This window comes from Mucilaginibacter sediminis (genome assembly GCF_051903035.1).
Taxonomy (GTDB): Bacteria; Bacteroidota; Bacteroidia; order Sphingobacteriales; family Sphingobacteriaceae; genus Mucilaginibacter.
In genome coordinates this window covers 1,318,301-1,334,734 of sequence record NZ_CP170602.1, presented here as the reverse complement: position 1 = coordinate 1,334,734, position 16,434 = coordinate 1,318,301, and the positions used below count along the sequence as shown (strand labels likewise).

The window sequence follows — 16,434 nt, the reverse complement described above, 5'->3', positions numbered from 1 at the left end:
TGATTCGATGACCTGTGTAACCGACCGATTTGCGGGTAATATGCGACAGGCTCCTAATCTCCAGCGTACTCCCAGGCGCTTTGGTAGCCGCCCAGCTTTTCGGTATATTCCACAAAATCAGCATAAAACCGTAAACGGGTTAGGGTAGCGCTATCGCCTATAACTACCAGTTTTTTACGGGCGCGGGTCATGGCTACGTTCATGCGGCGGATATCTGCGAGGAACCCTATTTCGCCATTGGCATTGCTGCGCACCAGGCTGATGTAAACCATATCGCGTTCCTGCCCCTGGAAACTGTCGATGGTATTAATAGAGATATTATCGATATAAGGTAACAGCTCCGGGTTTGCTTGTAATTGCTCGTTTAATACTCTTATCTGCTCTTTATAAGGCGATATAATGGCTACCGATGGGAATTTGTCGGTCGGATCGATCTCCGTTACCAGGCGGTTTAGATGTTTGAAGAGCAGTGCTGCTTCATCCGGGTTATAGGTACTGGTGCCTGCTACTTGCTCTTCAAACCCGGCCCCGGCGGTATCGATAAAAGTAACTGGTGTATCGCCATTGAACAATAATCGTGTTGCTACGGAAGCATGAGCCTTTAACTGATTGCCATAAAACTCCCGGGATGAAAAGCCCATAATGGTATCGTTCATGCGGTATTGTTCATCTAATAAAACAACGGCTTCGGGATGCAGGGCAACGCATTTCTCTAACAAAGTAGTGCTTAAGCCTGCACGGGCAGCATCGTTTGATTTAATGGTAGGAGGGAGCTGCAAATGATCGCCGGCCAAAATAACTTTCTGCGCTTTCAGGATAGGGATCCAACAGGCGGGTTCAAGAGCCTGGCCGGCTTCGTCAATCACAACAGTTTCAAATTTTACTTCGCGGATGGTGTAATGGTTGGAACCAACAAGAGTGGCGGTTATTACCTGCGCTTTGCTCACCAGGTCGTCAATAATGTGTTGCTCCGTTAGGGCCACATCTTTCATGATCTTGTGCGCCTCGTTAAACAGGGCTTTGCGCTGGTCGCGTTCTGATTTGCCGAAGCTGCGCTTATACTTGTGCGCCATATCTTTATATGCACTGGCCTGTTTTTTTAGCGTGCGGATGAGTTTATTATCCGCGTGTTCGGCCATTTTGCTATCCAGCGTAAGCGAAACCAGTTTTTCGGACACCCGGTTGGGGTTGCCTATTCTTAAAACATTTAAACCCTCGTCGGCCAGTTTTTCGCTCAGGAGGTCAACAGCGGTGTTGCTTGGGGCCACTACTAAAATTTGCTTGCCGGTTTGTTTAGCTAACAAACAGATGGCCTGTACAAGTGTGGTTGTTTTTCCTGTGCCCGGCGGGCCGTGAATTATGGCCAGATCCTGCGCGGTTACTATTTTGTTTACTGCCGCCAGTTGGGAGGTATTTAAACGGGAAATATTTAATGGCTGGGCAGCATCAGCAAAAACAGGGGAGGTTTTGCCACTGAGGATATTTACCAAACGGCCTTCCGGTTTTTCGCCCAAGGCCGATGCTTGTTTAATGGCCTTAAACATTTCGTCGTAACTGTTATTATCAAATAACAGGTCGATGCCCAGTTTGCCGTCGCGGGCCCAATCGGGCAGTTCGTCGGTATATAAGGTAATTTTGAGTCTGTTCCCGCCCTGGTAGGTAATAGTGCCCTCCACGCGATCTTTTTGAGGATCGTGATTGCTGAATAAGGCGGCGGGTACACCAAAGCGTAACTGGTGCGAAATATCCTGGTGGGTGGTACGTTCCACCTCTACATTGATGTAATCGCCCCGGCCGGGTTCGGTATTCCTGATGGCGATAGGGTACCAGGTAAGGCCCTGCGCACGACGATCTGCAGCAGATGTGTTTTCGGTAAGTTTGAGGTAGGCGCTGCGGTCTTCTTCTTTTTCTTTGTTCAGCAGATCGAGCAGCTTCTTAAAATAATCCATCGGCGCAAAGGTAGTAATAAAGCTAAATGCTTAAGGCGGAAGGCAGAAAGCTATCAGGACAAACACATCTAATTGGGTTAACATAACTTAACATATTTCGGATTTTAAATTTATAAATATCTGATAATTAATATTTTATATTTTTTAGATGGTTAACATTAAACTGATGTATTAGCGTAATTTAGCCTCCTCCAAATATTTGTGCTTGTGTTGCCCAATACAGGAGCCGAAGAACAGCCATCGTCAACGTAAGAAAAACAGAAGGGTAATTAATATCGAACACTGAATTTCGAATGCCCAACTCCGAAGTTTTTCCTTCATATTCAATATTGGACATTCGGTCTTCGATATTAAATCGACCTTAATTCCTTACCTTAATGGCATTCATTAAGCGCGACCCTTACAAAGCCGATAAAGCCACGCGCACAATATCTTCCAGTACATTGCTGCCGGCCCCACTACGGGCCGATACCCTTAAACCGCTTATAGTACTAAAAATAAACCTTGCCAGTGCCCGGGCGGGCAGGGCGGTTTTAAACTGTCCCTGGTGCTGGCCTTTCTCCATAACACTGGTTAGCGCATCTTCCACACTTTGGTTGTTTTGGGAAACCAGGTCTGCAATTTCCTTATCGTGGCTCGATAATTCGATGGCTGTATTTACCATAAAACAGCCTTTGGTAAATTTGTCTTCTTCGCTTTCGCGGATCACACCATACAGAACCTGTTTAATGGCTTCTGCCGGATTTTCGGTATTGTTGAGTAATGTGAGTACCGCGCTGGTGTTTTTGCCCTGGTACTGCCGTAAGGCCTTTGAAAACAGCGTTTTTTTATCAGTATAGGTATTGTATAAACTTGAGCGGCTAATACCCAATTCATCTACCAAATCCTGGGCAGATGTTGCATGATACCCTTTATCCCAAAACAAGTCAACAGCTTTACCAAGCAGCTCATCTTCGTCAAAATCTTTATTCCTGGCCATAATTCAAATTGTAATGATATAAAAACCTATTTGGAACAATAATTCCAAATAGGTGTAAATTTTTTAATCTTTTTTATTAATACATAATAGCATTAACAGTTAAGCCACCATCAACGGTAAGTTCGGTACCGGTTATAAAGGAGGCATCGTCAGAAGCAAGGAATCTTACCGCATTTGCAATTTCTTCTGATTTGCCAAAACGGTTAAGCAAAACCTTTTGGCTTAAAACAGATCCAAAGCCGCTAACCTGTTCTTCAGTTAAGCCAAGTTTACCATAAAGCGGGGTTTCAACCGGGCCTGGCGATACCGAGTTAACACGGATTTTACGGGAGGCTAATTCGCGGGCAAATACTTTAGTGAATGATAGCAGGGCTACCTTGCTTGCTGCATATACACTGCTATCGGGGGCGCCTAATGATGCGTTAACTGATGCGTTGAATATGATAGAACCGCCATCATTTAAAATAGGCAGAAATTTTTGAACGGTGAAATACACGCCTTTTACATTTAGATTCATCATGGTATCATAATGCTCTTCGGTTGCAACTTCCATCGGGCTGAACAAGGCTACACCGGCATTAAGAAATAGTATATCTATTTTGCCAAATTGTGCTTTTACCTGGGCAACCAGGGTGTCTATCTGGTTTAACTTAGCCTGATCGGATGCTATACCGGTTACACCCAGTTCTTCGGCTGCTTTGCTTACTGTGGCGGCATTACGTCCGGTAATAATTACCTGTGCACCTTTGGCTGCCAACTCTTTTGCGGTGGCGTATCCTATGCCGCTGTTACCACCTGTAACTACGGCTACTTTGTTTGTTAAATTGCTCATTGTTTTATTATTTAATAACTGTTTTTTATTTTTGACTCAAAGATAATAAAATTGGAATGATCGTTCCAAAATAAAAATGATGGTTTTACTGATGATTACAATTGGCTTACAAAACTGGGCCTGCAACTGATTTTTTGGAGCTGATTATGCTAAATGATACCGGGTGTTGTGTTATTGCTGCTTTGCCCGGGAGATATGTTTTAACTTCATTTGTCATTCCATAAAATAGCGTTCAAAGGAAATTTAGCTAAAAGTAATATATTATATAGACTACATAAATTATTTATTACAAAGTACTTAAGATTATTTTACTTTGTTTAAAAGCTCATTATGTTTTAATATTTCCGTCAAGCTTGCTTGTAAATCGGGAGTACAGATAAGGACGAAGCTGCTTAACTTTCTGTTGGTGAGGCTGGGCTGCGCCATATCATGCAAAATTTACTATCGCCTAAACGCTATACCAGATGATGGCTTAGTTGAGCGTGGCCCGAGGTTGGGATTTTACCCCCCCCCTCCCCCTTATTTTATTTCAATGCAGCAAGGACGCATTTGGGCGGATTTGAGCGGATTTGAGAAACTATAATTTATAAGCTGCCGGAATTAATGTTTTTATAATGAAAGATAATTGCAGAAAATATTACATTTATCGCCGTAACGATATGGGGAATTTTAAACCAGCAGATTTTTTTGATCGTGATTTAAACACACATTTTATTACCATATTTGTTACAACCACTGGTTAACCCAATCATCTTTTAAATACTATACCAATGCAGGACTTAGACCCATCCATCCTAAAAAAAGTAAACACCTGGCTCGAAGGAAATTACGATGCCGATGTTAAACAGGAAATTCAAACTTTATTAGACAATAAAGCATATACCGAGTTAACAGACTCGTTTTACCGCGACCTGGAATTTGGTACCGGTGGTTTGCGTGGTACCATGGGCCCAGGCTCAAACCGTATTAATAAGTACACTATTGGTGCAGCTACCCAGGGTCTGGCAAACTACCTTAAAAAAACCTATCCTGGCGAAAAAGTTAAAGTTGCCATAGCACACGATAGCCGCAACAACGCCGACTTGTTTTCGAACATCACAGCCGAGGTATTTTCGGCCAACGATATTCATGTTTACTTTTTTAAGGCGCTGCGCCCAACACCTGAACTTTCGTTTGCCGTGCGCCACTTTGGTTGCAAAAGCGGGGTGATGCTTACTGCATCGCATAACCCTAAAGAGTACAACGGTTACAAAGCATATGGCGCCGATGGTGGCCAATTCGTATCACCGCATGATAAAGCGGTTATGGACGAAGTGGCAAAAATTGCCAGCATCGACGAAATTAAATTCAACCGTGTTGATGCAAACATTGAAGAGATAGGCGAGGAAGTTGATGAGCTTTATTTAGAAGGGATCACAAAATTATCTATCTCACCAGAAGCCATAAGTCGCCAAAAAGATTTAAAAATTGTTTATTCGCCAATCCACGGCACAGGTATTACCCTGGTGCCACAGGCGCTGAAGCGCTTTGGTTTTGAGAATGTGATCCTGGTAGATGAGCAAACCACGCCCGACGGAAATTTCCCAACAGTAGTATATCCAAACCCCGAAGAAAAAGAAGCTTTAACGCTGGCTTTAAAAAAAGCACAGGAAACTGATGCCGATTTGGTTTTAGCTACCGACCCTGATGCTGACCGTGTGGGAATAGCTGTAAAAAATACCAGTAACGAATTTATATTGCTTAACGGTAACCAAACCGGCTGTATGCTTATTAACTACCTGCTTAGCGCATGGGAAGATAAAGGCAAACTTACAGGCAAGGAGTACATTGTTAAAACCATTGTAACATCAAACCTGATTGACGCTATAGCTAAAGCCAAAAATGTAATTTGTTACAATACATTAACCGGCTTTAAATATATTGGCGAACTGATGACCCATTTTGAAGGCAAACAAACCTTCATTGGCGGTGGCGAGGAAAGCTACGGTTATTTGATAGGCGAGTTGGTGCGCGATAAAGACGCTGTTGTATCAAGCGCCTTTATTGCCGAAATGACGGCCTATTACAAAGACAAAGGCAGCAGCCTGTTTGAGGCATTGATTGATACTTACGTTCAGTACGGCTTCTACAAAGAGAAGCTGATATCGATAACCAAAAAAGGTAAAACTGGCGCCGAAGAAATAAAAGCCATGATGGAAACATTCAGGAAAAATCCGCCTGCTACTTTAGGTGGATCGAAAGTGGTTACCTTAAAGGATTACGAATTCCAGGTAGAAACTGACCTGAATACCAACACTACCAAAGCAATAGAGTTGCCTACATCAGATGTGTTACAGTTTATTACCGAAGATGGCAGCATAATATCTGCCCGTCCATCAGGTACCGAGCCGAAGATTAAATTTTATTGCAGCGTTAACGGTAAACTGGCAAGTAAAGAAGCTTATGCCGATACCGACAAGCAATTGGATGCTAAAATTGACGCCATTATGCAGGACCTGGGCGTGTAAGCCATTCGTTTAAAATTACATATGCTGAAAATCCCGGCCCTTGCGCCGGGATTTTTGCGTTATCATGGGGCTGAAAAATCTCCATCTGTTCGCCTTTGCACGGATACCGTACGAAAGCGGACGGTTTTTTATATTTGATTTTTTATAAGTTGTTGTTAATTAAGTAATTATGTAATTGGTACGGGTTTTAGTATTTAAGTTGTATAAACGTTAAATATTTGCCTCATGCTCAAGAATTACATAAAAATAGCCTGGCGAAACCTAATAAAGCATAAGGTTTTCTCCATTATCAATGTAAGCGGCCTGGCTATTGGGGTGGCAGCGTTTTGGCTTATCAGTTTATATGTCGCCGATGAGTGGAGTTACGACCGCTATAATGAAAAATCGGACAGGATTTTCCAGGTAGCCCAACATGGCAAATGGAACGGCGGCAGTTTTAACCTGGCGGTAACCTCGCCACCCTATTCACCGGCGCTAAAAGCAGACTACCCCGATGTTGAAGAGGCCGTACGTGTTGATTTGGAGGGCGGCGGCAAAATTGTTTACAACGAAAAGCAGGTTGAGGCCGGCGATATTTCTTTTACCGATAAAAACATCTTTAATGTATTTAGCTATCACTTTTTAGCCGGCGATCCCAACACGGCGCTTGTAAAGCCACGATCTATCGTTTTAACCAAAACACTGGCCGAAAAGATCTTTGGCAGTGATATTTCATCCGCTATCGATAAGGTGATCACTTTTGAAGGTTACGTTCAAAATACCGTTACCGGGGTAATTGATGATGTGCCGCAAAATTCTACATTTAAGTTTAGCGCACTCCGTTCATTCAATGCCGATTATAATGGCAACTGGGGCAACGCAGGCATTTACACCTTCGTGCTGCTAAAAGATCATGACGACTATCAAAAAATTGAAGCACGCTCCAGTGACTTTTATAACAAATACCTGAAGCAAAACCTGGCAGGGGTAACCTATAAACTGGAACTATTGCCGCTTACAGCAATTCACCTGCACTCCAACCTTGATTACCAGATGGGTAATAATGGCAACGTAGCCTACCTGTATGTTTTTGGCATCGTTGGTCTGCTCATCCTGGCCATTGCGGTTATCAATTATGTTAACCTTACCACGGCTCGCTCATCTGTCAGGATCAAAGAGATTGGCACCCGGAAAGTAATCGGCTCGGGCCGGATGCAATTGCTGTACATGTTTTTTACCGATTCAATCCTGCTGGCGGTGCTGGCTACCATTGCAGGTATGGTACTGATACAGGCTACCTTACCCTACGTAAATATCCTATCCGGTAAATCGTTACAGCTTTGGTATTTCGGGGTAACCAAATCGTTGGTGATATTTGTATTATTCGCTGTAGTTACCGGCGTGGTAAGCGGTGTATACCCGGCTTTGTTCCTTTCTGGCTTTAAAACCATTAGCGCCATGAAGGGGCAGTTGGGTAACCAATCTTCAACTATTCTTTTCCGCAAGGGGCTGGTAGTATTCCAGTTTGTGATTACCATATTAATGATCGTTGGCTCCTGCGTAATTTACCAGCAACTCAATTTTGTGCTGACTAAAGACCTTGGCTTCAACAAATCGCAAATGCTTACGTTTCATATTGGTAACCGCGACGTGAGGGCGAAAACCGACGAAATTAAAACGCAATTACTGCAAAGCCCCCTGATCCAAAGCGTGGCGGTTGCCGGCAATCCCATCGGTAATAACGATATCGGATCTACCTATTTTAGCATAGGGGCCGACGGAAAAAAAGGCCCGGATAGCAAACTGGTAGAATCATTGATCATCGATGAGGACTTTTTACCTGCTATGCAGATAAAAATGGCTGCCGGGCGTAATTTCATGAAAGGCCCTGCCGATACCGCCAACCATTCCATATTGGTTAACGAAACACTGGTGAAAGAAATGGGCTGGAAAAACCCGGTCGGCGCGCGCGTTCGCAGCGGAGTAAATCATGGGGTGGTTACCTACGCAACCGTGATAGGCGTAGTAAAGGATTTTAATACCTACTCGCTGCAGCACAAAATATCGCCCATGGTATTAAGCCTTCCATCCGAAACAAAAGATAAAGATAATTTATACGTGCGGCTGGGCCACGGTAATGTGCAGGCAGCTATCAGCTACCTGCAAAAGGTATATGCCCGCTTTGATCCTGAGAATAAAGCAGACTATAATTTTCTTGATCAAAACTTTGCAGCCCAATATCAAACCGAGCAAAAGCAAGGCAAGCTACTGTTTGTGTTCACCATACTGGCCATTGGTATTGCGTGCTTAGGTCTGTTCGGCCTGATCACTTTTACTGCCGAGCAAAGGGTTAAGGAAATAGGCATTCGCAAAGTATTGGGCGCCAGTGTAACCAGTATCGTAAACCTGTTGTCGAAAGACTTGATGAAACTGGTGTTATTTGCAGCACTGGTAGCATCGCCATTAGCCTGGTACAGTATGAGCAAATGGCTGCAAAGCTTTGCCTACCGTATTGAGATACAGTGGTGGGTGTTCCTGCTGGCGGGTGCTATAGCGGCTGTAATCGCATTTTTAACCGTAAGTGTACGATCAGTAAGGGCAGCCACAGTTAATCCGGCTAAGAGCCTTAAAAGTGAATAACTGGTCATTGGTCACCGGTCATTGGTATTATCCGGTGATGAAAGTACCAATGACCAATGACCAATGACAGCGTAGCGAAATGACTAATGATTAAATGAAATGATAAGAAATTATTTTAAAACAGCCTGGCGTAACATTACAAACAATAAGTTTTACGCGGCCATTAATGTGGCGGGGTTAACCTTTGGGTTAGTGATTGGCCTGTTTATGCTACTTTGGGTGCAGGACGAGTTGAGTTTTGATACATTCAACAAAAAAGGGGCGGAGATATACCGCGTTGGCATTGTAGGAGGTACGGATGAGAGCAAACAGATTTTTACATCTATCATTGCCCCGCTTGCTACTTACGCCAAAGCCGAGATGCCGGAGGTTACCGATGCCGTGCGGATCAGGAATATTGGTGTAGCGCCGTTTAAATACAAGGAAAAGAATTTCAGGGAAGATAATTTTGCTTTTACCGATCCTTCATACTTTTCTGTATTTGATTTTAAGCTGGTTGCAGGCGATAAGAAAAAACCATTCCCGGATAATAATTCGGTAGTGATAACACAGGCTATAGCCAAAAAATATTTTGGCAACGAAGACCCTATAGGCAAGGTGGTTGTTTTAGGCTTAAACGAAAACCTGAAAGTAACCGGGGTAGTTGCCGATTATCCTGCAAACTCCACCCTAAAATATAACATCCTGCTGCCCATGAGCCGGTTTAACAAGCTGGCCTACATGGATAGGAAATTAAGCTACGACAATAAAACGTTCATCTCTTCGATGGATGGCGACTGGGTCAATTTTGCATTTGATACTTACCTGTTGCTTAAGCCCAATACCGATATTAACCAGGTTACCAAAAAGCTTCGTGCGATACATGAACGCGAACACCCGGTAGATGCGCCCGTGCCTTACCTTGCGCAGCCACTGTTCCAGATGCATTTGTACAAAGCCGATGGCAGTAACGGAGGTATTGAAACAGTACGCACATTTGCCATTGTGGCCATCTTGATACTGGTAATAGCCTGCATCAACTACGTAAACCTTTCGACAGCACGATCGATGTTAAGGGCCAAGGAAGTAAGCCTGCGCAAAATAATAGGCGCCGGTAAACTGCAGCTATTTATGCAGTTTATGATTGAAACTACTTTACTGTTTGCCATATCAACCCTGTTTGCCCTTATTTTAATGTATGTGCTGATGCCTATGTACAATAACTTCTCGGGCAAGCAATTGCAACTATCTGTAACCAACTACCAGGTTTGGATGTATGTGGTAATTACACTGATAGGCACCTTAGCAGCATCAAGCATTTACCCGGCTTTGTTGCTTTCATCTTTTGAGCCATTAAAAGCGCTTAAGGGTAAAGTAACTACGGGTATAGGAAATACCGTTTTCCGGAAGGTACTGGTTGTGGTTCAGTTCAGCGTTTCTATCGTGCTGATCATCGGCACCCTGGTAATTGGCAGGCAGCTCAATTTTATCCAGAAAAAGGATCTTGGCTATGATAAAGAAAACGTGTTTGTGTTTAATATGCGCGATATGAAAACGCATTACGATGCCATTAAACAGGAGTTGCTGAAGCAGCCCGGTATTATATCGGTAACCCGGTCTGGCAATGATATTATTGAAAACGATAACTGGACAGGCGATAACGACTGGGACGGTAAACCAGCCAAAGCTAACCTGTTTTTTCATCCGATTGCTGCCGACAAGGATTTTATATCTTTCTTTAAAATAAAAATGAAGGAGGGTGTAGCCTTTACCGGGGCTATTGCTGATACTACCCGTTTTGTGCTAAACGAGGCCGCGGTATCTGCTATGGGCCTTAAGGATCCGATAGGTAAAAATATCCGCATCCAAAAAATGAAGGGTACCATAAGTGGGGTAGTACAGGATTTTCACTTCGCATCTATGCGTAAAAAAATTGAGCCGGCGGTATTGTACTACCGCGCCGACGACTGCTACAAAATATACATTAAAACCACTGGTGCCAATGCACAAAAAGCCATTGCAGCCGCGCTTACTTCCTGGAAACAATACAATAACGATTCGCCGTTTTCCTATACTTTTTTAGATGACTCGTTTAACCAGCTATACAAAACAGAGCAACGTACAGGCTCGCTATTTAACGTGTTTTCGGCCATTGCTATTTTTATATCATGCCTTGGGCTTTTTGGCCTGGCAACCTATTCGGCACAGGTAAAGACCAGGGAGATCGGCATCCGTAAGGTATTAGGGTCAAGCGTTGCAGGCATTATCAGGTTGCTGACTACCGAGTTTATTGTACTTATTGCGATCTCTATTTTAATAGCGGTGCCTGTGGCCTATTACGCCATGGACAAATGGCTGCAGGATTATGCTTACCGGATTACCATAACTGCCTGGATCTTCCTGATGGCCGGCTTTGGTGCAACGGCAATAGCCCTGCTAACCATCAGCATACAATCGGTTAAAGCCGCTTTGGCCAACCCGGTTAAGAGCCTTCGTAGTGAGTAGTGAGTAGTGAGTGGGCAGTTGTGAGTTTGCAGTAAGCAGCGGGGAGCTCACTACAAAGTTATGAAGCGATAAGTACCAATGAACTAATGAACCAGTGAACTAATGAACCAATAGAATGATAAAAAACTACATTAAAACCGCGTTTCGTACGCTCAAGAAAAACCTGGGTTTTACGGCTATTAATGTGTTGGGGCTGGCCCTTGGGCTGGCTACTTGTTTGCTGATTGTTTTTTATGTGGTAGATGAGCTGAGTTATGACAAGTTTAATACAAAGGCCGATAGAATTTATCGCATTAACAACGATATCAAGTTTGGCGGCAACGATCAGTCGTACGCAAGTTCGCCGGCACCATTGGCAGCCGCTTTAGTGGCCGATTTGCCGGAAGTGGAGAAAACCGTACGCCTGATAAACAGGGGAGGCAACAACGTTAAAAAGGACAACCAGAATATTAAGGAAGATCATATGTTGTTTGCCGATGCCACACTTTTTGATGTTTTTACATTCCCGATGATTGCCGGCGACCCTCAAAAAGCTTTGGTTGAGCCACATTGTGTGGTTATTAATGAAACTGTTGCCAGGCGTTATTTCAGTGATCCGCTACAGGCTGTAGGTAAAACCTTAACCTTTAATGATAGCACGCTTTATAAAGTAACGGGCGTTATAAAGGATATCCCTAAGCAGTCGCACTTTAATTTCGGTTTCTTCTTATCTATGAGCACGCTTGCCGAAAGTAAGGATGACGCTTGGTTCAGCAACAATTTTAATACTTATGTTTTATTGCGTGAAGGGGCCGATCCGCAGAAATTTAAAGCCAAATTACCATTGCTCATGCGTAAGTATGCCGGTTCGCAGCTGCAAAGTATACTTCACATCACTTTCGATCAGTTTGAGAAAGCAGGTAATAAGTACCAGCTTAATTTAATTGCGTTAAAAGACATTCACCTAAAATCAAACGCTGTATCAGAACTTGCGCCCAATGGCAATATTCAGTACGTATACATTTTTACAGCGGTGGCTATTTTTATATTGCTTATAGCCTGTGTAAACTTCATGAACCTATCTACCGCCCGCTCATCAAACCGGGCGCGCGAGGTTGGGGTACGTAAAGTGTTGGGTTCGCCACGTAAATACCTTATTTTTCAGTTTTTGGCCGAGTCGGTGATGGTTACGTTTATAGCGGCGGTGCTGGCTATAATTACGGCTTATTTATTTATGCCCGTGTTTAACAACATGGCCGATAAATCATTTAGTTTCAATATCGGCGCATTAAGCTGGCTGTTGCCGGGCATGTTGGCGGCAGTATTAATTATTGGTTGTTTGGCCGGTTTTTATCCGGCTTTCTTCCTTTCGGCATTTCAGCCCATCGAGGTATTAAAAGGTAAGCTGGCCAATGGTTTTAAAGGTAGTTGGTTAAGAAGTTTCCTGGTAGTGTTCCAGTTTTCGATATCTATTTTCCTGATTATTGGTACCCTGGTTATTTATAACCAGTTAAAATATATCCAAAGTAAAGATCTGGGCTATAGCCGTAATCAGGTATTGATTATTCATGGTATTTATGAAATGGGCGCTCAGGCTGCCACATTTAAAAACGAAGTAAAGCAGTTGTCGGGCGTAATTAATGCCACCATGACAGGCTTTTTGCCAACTATGGACTACCGTAACAGCAGCAGCGTTTTCCCTGATCGTAACCTTGACCAAAAGAAGGCCGTGCTGACGCAAACCTGGATGGTTGATGAAGATTACATAGGCACTCTCGGTTTGAAACTGGTAAAGGGCCGCAATTTTAATAAACAAATGGGCACAGATACCGCGTCGATGATCATTAATGAAACAGCGGCAAAACTGATGGATGTGGCCGATCCGGTTAACAAAATGCTGTACGTTCCGCAGGATAATATGGCCAAGGTTTGGAAGGGATACCGGATAGTTGGGGTGATAAAAGATTTTAATTTCAATTCATTAAAAACCAACATCAGCCCGGTAGTATTGATGTACGGCGAAGACAGGGGGGCCTTGAGCCTGAAAATAAATACGGCCAACATTACAACACTGATGGGCCTTGTCAAAAGCAAATGGAAATCTGTGGCGCCAAACCGGGAGTTTAACTACTCGTTTATGGACGATGATTTTGATGCCACCTATCGCGCCGAGCAGCGCATGGGCACCATAGCCATTGTATTTACCACCCTGGCCATTATTATTGCCTGCCTTGGCCTGTTTGGCCTTGCCGCTTACGCTGCCGAGCAGCGCAGCAAAGAAATAGGCATCCGCAAAGTGTTGGGTGCCGAAGTAAGCACCATTGTGGCCATGCTGAGCAAGGATTTTATTAAACTGGTACTGATAGCAATTTTGGTGGCTACGCCCTTGGCGTGGCTGGCTATGCACCAATGGCTGCAAAGTTTTGCTTACCGCCAAAACATACAGTGGTGGGTACTGGCGGTATCGGCTTTCCTGGCTGTTTTTATAGCTTTTGCTACTATCAGTTTTCAATCCATCAAAGCGGCGTTGAGTAACCCGGTGAAGAGCCTTCGTAGTGAGTAGTGAGTGGGCAGTTGTGAGTTTGCAGTAAGCAGCGGGGAGCTCACTACAAAGTTATGAAGCGATAAGTACCAATGAACTAATGAACCAGTGAACTAATGAACAAATAAAATGATACGTAATTATTTGAAAATAGCCTGGCGAAACCTTTATAAGCAAAAGGTTTTTTCGCTGATCCATATCCTGGGGTTAACCATGGGCATTACGGTGTGCCTCATGATTTTCCTGTATATTATGAATGAGTTTAGTGTAGATAAATTTCATAAGCAGGGCAAAAATATTTACCGGGTAATGCGGGGCTTCGATCCGGCGAAACCGAGGGTTCCATACCTGTCGGGTCCATATGCGCCGGCGTTGTTGAACGATTACCCGCAGGATATTAAGATGGCAGTGCGGGTATCGCCGCAAAATAACCTGGTATCTTTTGGCGAAAAAGCCTTTAATGAAAAGAAGGTGTATGCCGTAGATGCCGGCTTTTTTAAGCTGTTTACTTTCCCGCTTCTTAAGGGTGATGCCGCCACAGCGCTTGATAATCCTAATAGTGTGGTGCTTACCGAAACTACCGCAAAAAAATACTTCGGCTCGGCCGATAATGCCATGGGTAAGGTGGTGCAGTTTGATAAGCAGCTGAACCTGAAAGTTACGGGCGTTGCCAAAGACGTGCCGTCAAACTCGCACCTCGATTTTGATTTGGTGATGCCGATAGCCAACTATACCAAAAATCCGGGCTTTGATGTATGGATAAACAATGGCTTGTTTGTATATGTGCTTTTAAATGAGCACAGCAGCCCAGCTGCGCTCGAACATCGTTTTACCCAGTTTATGGATAAGTACATGGGCAAGGATATGCAAAAATTCGGTGCTAAGTTTGATTTATCGCTTACCCAGCTTAATGACATTTATTTTGAGCAATATTCGGCTTTTGATAATGTAAAGCATGGCGATAAAACGGTAGTATTCATATTTATCTCGATAGCGGCGCTTATTATGCTCATCGCATGTATCAACTTCATGAACCTGGCCACCATAAGGGCGGTCGAGCGCTCAAAGGAGGTTGGGATGCGCAAGGTAATGGGCGCGTTACGCAATCATTTAATATGGCAGTTTATTGGCGAGTCGTTGATGCTGGCCCTCATTTCGTGTGCATTATCAATTGGTCTGCTCCTGGTATTGATGCCATCTTATAGCCAATTACTGGGTTATCATTTAACTGTATCCTGGAATAGCCTGCCTATCTGGTTATTTCTTTTCGGGGTTATTTTGGTGGTCGGCTTTTTGGCGGGAAGCTACCCGGCTATATTTATGTCGGCGTTTTCGCCTATACAGGCTTTAAAGGGTAAATTGAAGCTGGGCAAAGGCGGCAGTATTTTCAGGCAGGGATTGGTGGTGCTGCAATTCAGTATTTCGGTGATGCTTATCATCGGTACTATTGTGATTGTAAACCAGATGCGTTATATCAAAAGCAAATCATTAGGGTATGATAAGGAACAAACACTGGTGATAAAAATTGATAACAACGATATTTATGATCACCGTAAAACTTTTAAAGACGAATTACAAAACTCCGGGGCAGTTTCATCGGTGTCGCTGATGTCTGGCGAGCCCGGTGGTTTTTACGATGTGCATGGTTTTGATGCCGAAGGACAGCAAGCCAATTTTATGTCGCGAACAGAGTTTGCCGATTTTGAATACGTAAAAACCTTAGGGTTGAAAATAATTGCCGGCCGCGATTTTTCGCCCGCTTTTGCCACCGATACTGCCAACTCAGTACTTATCAACCGTACGGCAGCTAAAGACTTAGGTTTCTTACCGCAGCAGGCTATCGGCAAATGGATAAAAAACAAAGTGCGTGATGATAAACGGCGAACTATTATTGGTGTAGTAGAGGATTTTAACTTCCTTTCCCTTAAGGAAAATATGGACGCCCTGGTGATCTCTCCAAGCGACGACCGTAGGGTGATCGTTATCAAATTAAAGGCAGGCAATATCCCTGCATCGGTGGCAGCGGTTAAAGATATATATACCAAAGTAGCGCCGGTTTACCCATTTGAGTATACGTTTTTAGACCAGAAGTTTGACACTACCTATAAAACAGATATCAGGCAGCAAACTATGCTCACTATTTTCTCGGGCCTGGCTATTTTCATCGCCTGCCTGGGTTTATTTGGCCTGGCATCGTTTACAGCAGTCAAGCGCACTAAAGAAATTGGTGTGCGTAAAGTATTAGGCTCATCGGTACAAAGCATTTTGATATTGATCTCGAAAGATCTGCTTAAACCGGTATTCCTGGCAACAGTTATAGCAATGCCTATTGGTTACTATTGCATGAATAAATGGCTGCAAACCTTTGCTTATAAAACGCCTTTGCATTGGTGGATATTTGTATTAGCCGCGTTTATCACGTTTATCATCGCCGTATTAACCATTAGCTTCCAGTCGCTTAAAGCAGCAATGATGAACCCGGTAAGGAGTTTGAGGAGCGAGTAAGTTTTTAGTATCAAGTAGTAAGACAAATACGGTTTCGA

At 43.6% G+C, this 16,434-nt stretch carries 8 protein-coding genes; 5 read left to right on the top strand and 3 right to left on the bottom strand.

Going from position 1 to position 16,434, the window contains the following annotated elements; genetic code table 11:
- Window positions 1-53 precede the first annotated feature (53 nt).
- The 3 genes from ACFGVS_RS05235 to ACFGVS_RS05225 all read right to left on the bottom strand — a co-directional run bounded on the left by ACFGVS_RS05235 (window position 54) and on the right by ACFGVS_RS05225 (window position 3,760).
- Window positions 54-1,949, bottom strand: a complete 1,896-nt coding sequence (locus ACFGVS_RS05235; protein ID WP_439697756.1) for an AAA domain-containing protein — start codon at window positions 1,947-1,949, stop codon at window positions 54-56.
- Window positions 1,950-2,349: 400 nt separating this feature from the next.
- Window positions 2,350-2,928, bottom strand: a complete 579-nt coding sequence (locus tag ACFGVS_RS05230; RefSeq protein ID WP_439697755.1) for a TetR/AcrR family transcriptional regulator — start codon at window positions 2,926-2,928, stop codon at window positions 2,350-2,352.
- A 76-nt stretch (window positions 2,929-3,004) separates the two neighbouring features.
- Window positions 3,005-3,760 (bottom strand): SDR family oxidoreductase, encoded by a 756-nt coding sequence (locus ACFGVS_RS05225; RefSeq protein WP_439697754.1) that lies wholly within the window; start codon window positions 3,758-3,760, stop codon window positions 3,005-3,007.
- A 770-nt stretch (window positions 3,761-4,530) separates the two neighbouring features.
- Between ACFGVS_RS05225 and ACFGVS_RS05220 the strand changes: the two genes are divergently transcribed.
- The 5 genes from ACFGVS_RS05220 to ACFGVS_RS05200 all read left to right on the top strand — a co-directional run bounded on the left by ACFGVS_RS05220 (window position 4,531) and on the right by ACFGVS_RS05200 (window position 16,396).
- Entirely contained in the window at window positions 4,531-6,267 is a 1,737-nt protein-coding gene (locus ACFGVS_RS05220) for a phospho-sugar mutase (protein ID WP_439697753.1), read from the top strand.
- Between the two features lie 225 nt (window positions 6,268-6,492).
- Window positions 6,493-8,886 (top strand): ABC transporter permease, encoded by a 2,394-nt coding sequence (locus tag ACFGVS_RS05215; RefSeq protein ID WP_439697752.1) that lies wholly within the window; start codon window positions 6,493-6,495, stop codon window positions 8,884-8,886.
- Window positions 8,887-8,985: 99 nt separating this feature from the next.
- A complete protein-coding gene (locus ACFGVS_RS05210) occupies window positions 8,986-11,370 on the top strand; it encodes an ABC transporter permease (protein ID WP_439697751.1) in 2,385 nt (794 codons plus the stop codon).
- Window positions 11,371-11,485: 115 nt separating this feature from the next.
- A complete protein-coding gene (locus ACFGVS_RS05205) occupies window positions 11,486-13,912 on the top strand; it encodes an ABC transporter permease (RefSeq protein WP_439697750.1) in 2,427 nt (808 codons plus the stop codon).
- A 108-nt stretch (window positions 13,913-14,020) separates the two neighbouring features.
- Entirely contained in the window at window positions 14,021-16,396 is a 2,376-nt protein-coding gene (locus ACFGVS_RS05200; protein WP_439697749.1) for an ABC transporter permease, read from the top strand.
- The last annotated feature ends 38 nt before the right edge of the window (window positions 16,397-16,434 follow it).

Bases quoted from the DNA above. Each gene is read 5' to 3' on its own strand.
- ACFGVS_RS05235 (WP_439697756.1), bottom strand. From the start codon at position 1,949: ATGGATTATTTTAAGAAGCTGCTCGATCTGCTGAACAAAGAAAAAGAA.
- ACFGVS_RS05230 (WP_439697755.1), bottom strand. From the start codon at position 2,928: ATGGCCAGGAATAAAGATTTTGACGAAGATGAGCTGCTTGGTAAAGCT.
- ACFGVS_RS05225 (WP_439697754.1), bottom strand. From the start codon at position 3,760: ATGAGCAATTTAACAAACAAAGTAGCCGTAGTTACAGGTGGTAACAGC.
- ACFGVS_RS05220 (WP_439697753.1), top strand. From the start codon at position 4,531: ATGCAGGACTTAGACCCATCCATCCTAAAAAAAGTAAACACCTGGCTC.
- ACFGVS_RS05215 (WP_439697752.1), top strand. From the start codon at position 6,493: ATGCTCAAGAATTACATAAAAATAGCCTGGCGAAACCTAATAAAGCAT.
- ACFGVS_RS05210 (WP_439697751.1), top strand. From the start codon at position 8,986: ATGATAAGAAATTATTTTAAAACAGCCTGGCGTAACATTACAAACAAT.
- ACFGVS_RS05205 (WP_439697750.1), top strand. From the start codon at position 11,486: ATGATAAAAAACTACATTAAAACCGCGTTTCGTACGCTCAAGAAAAAC.
- ACFGVS_RS05200 (WP_439697749.1), top strand. From the start codon at position 14,021: ATGATACGTAATTATTTGAAAATAGCCTGGCGAAACCTTTATAAGCAA.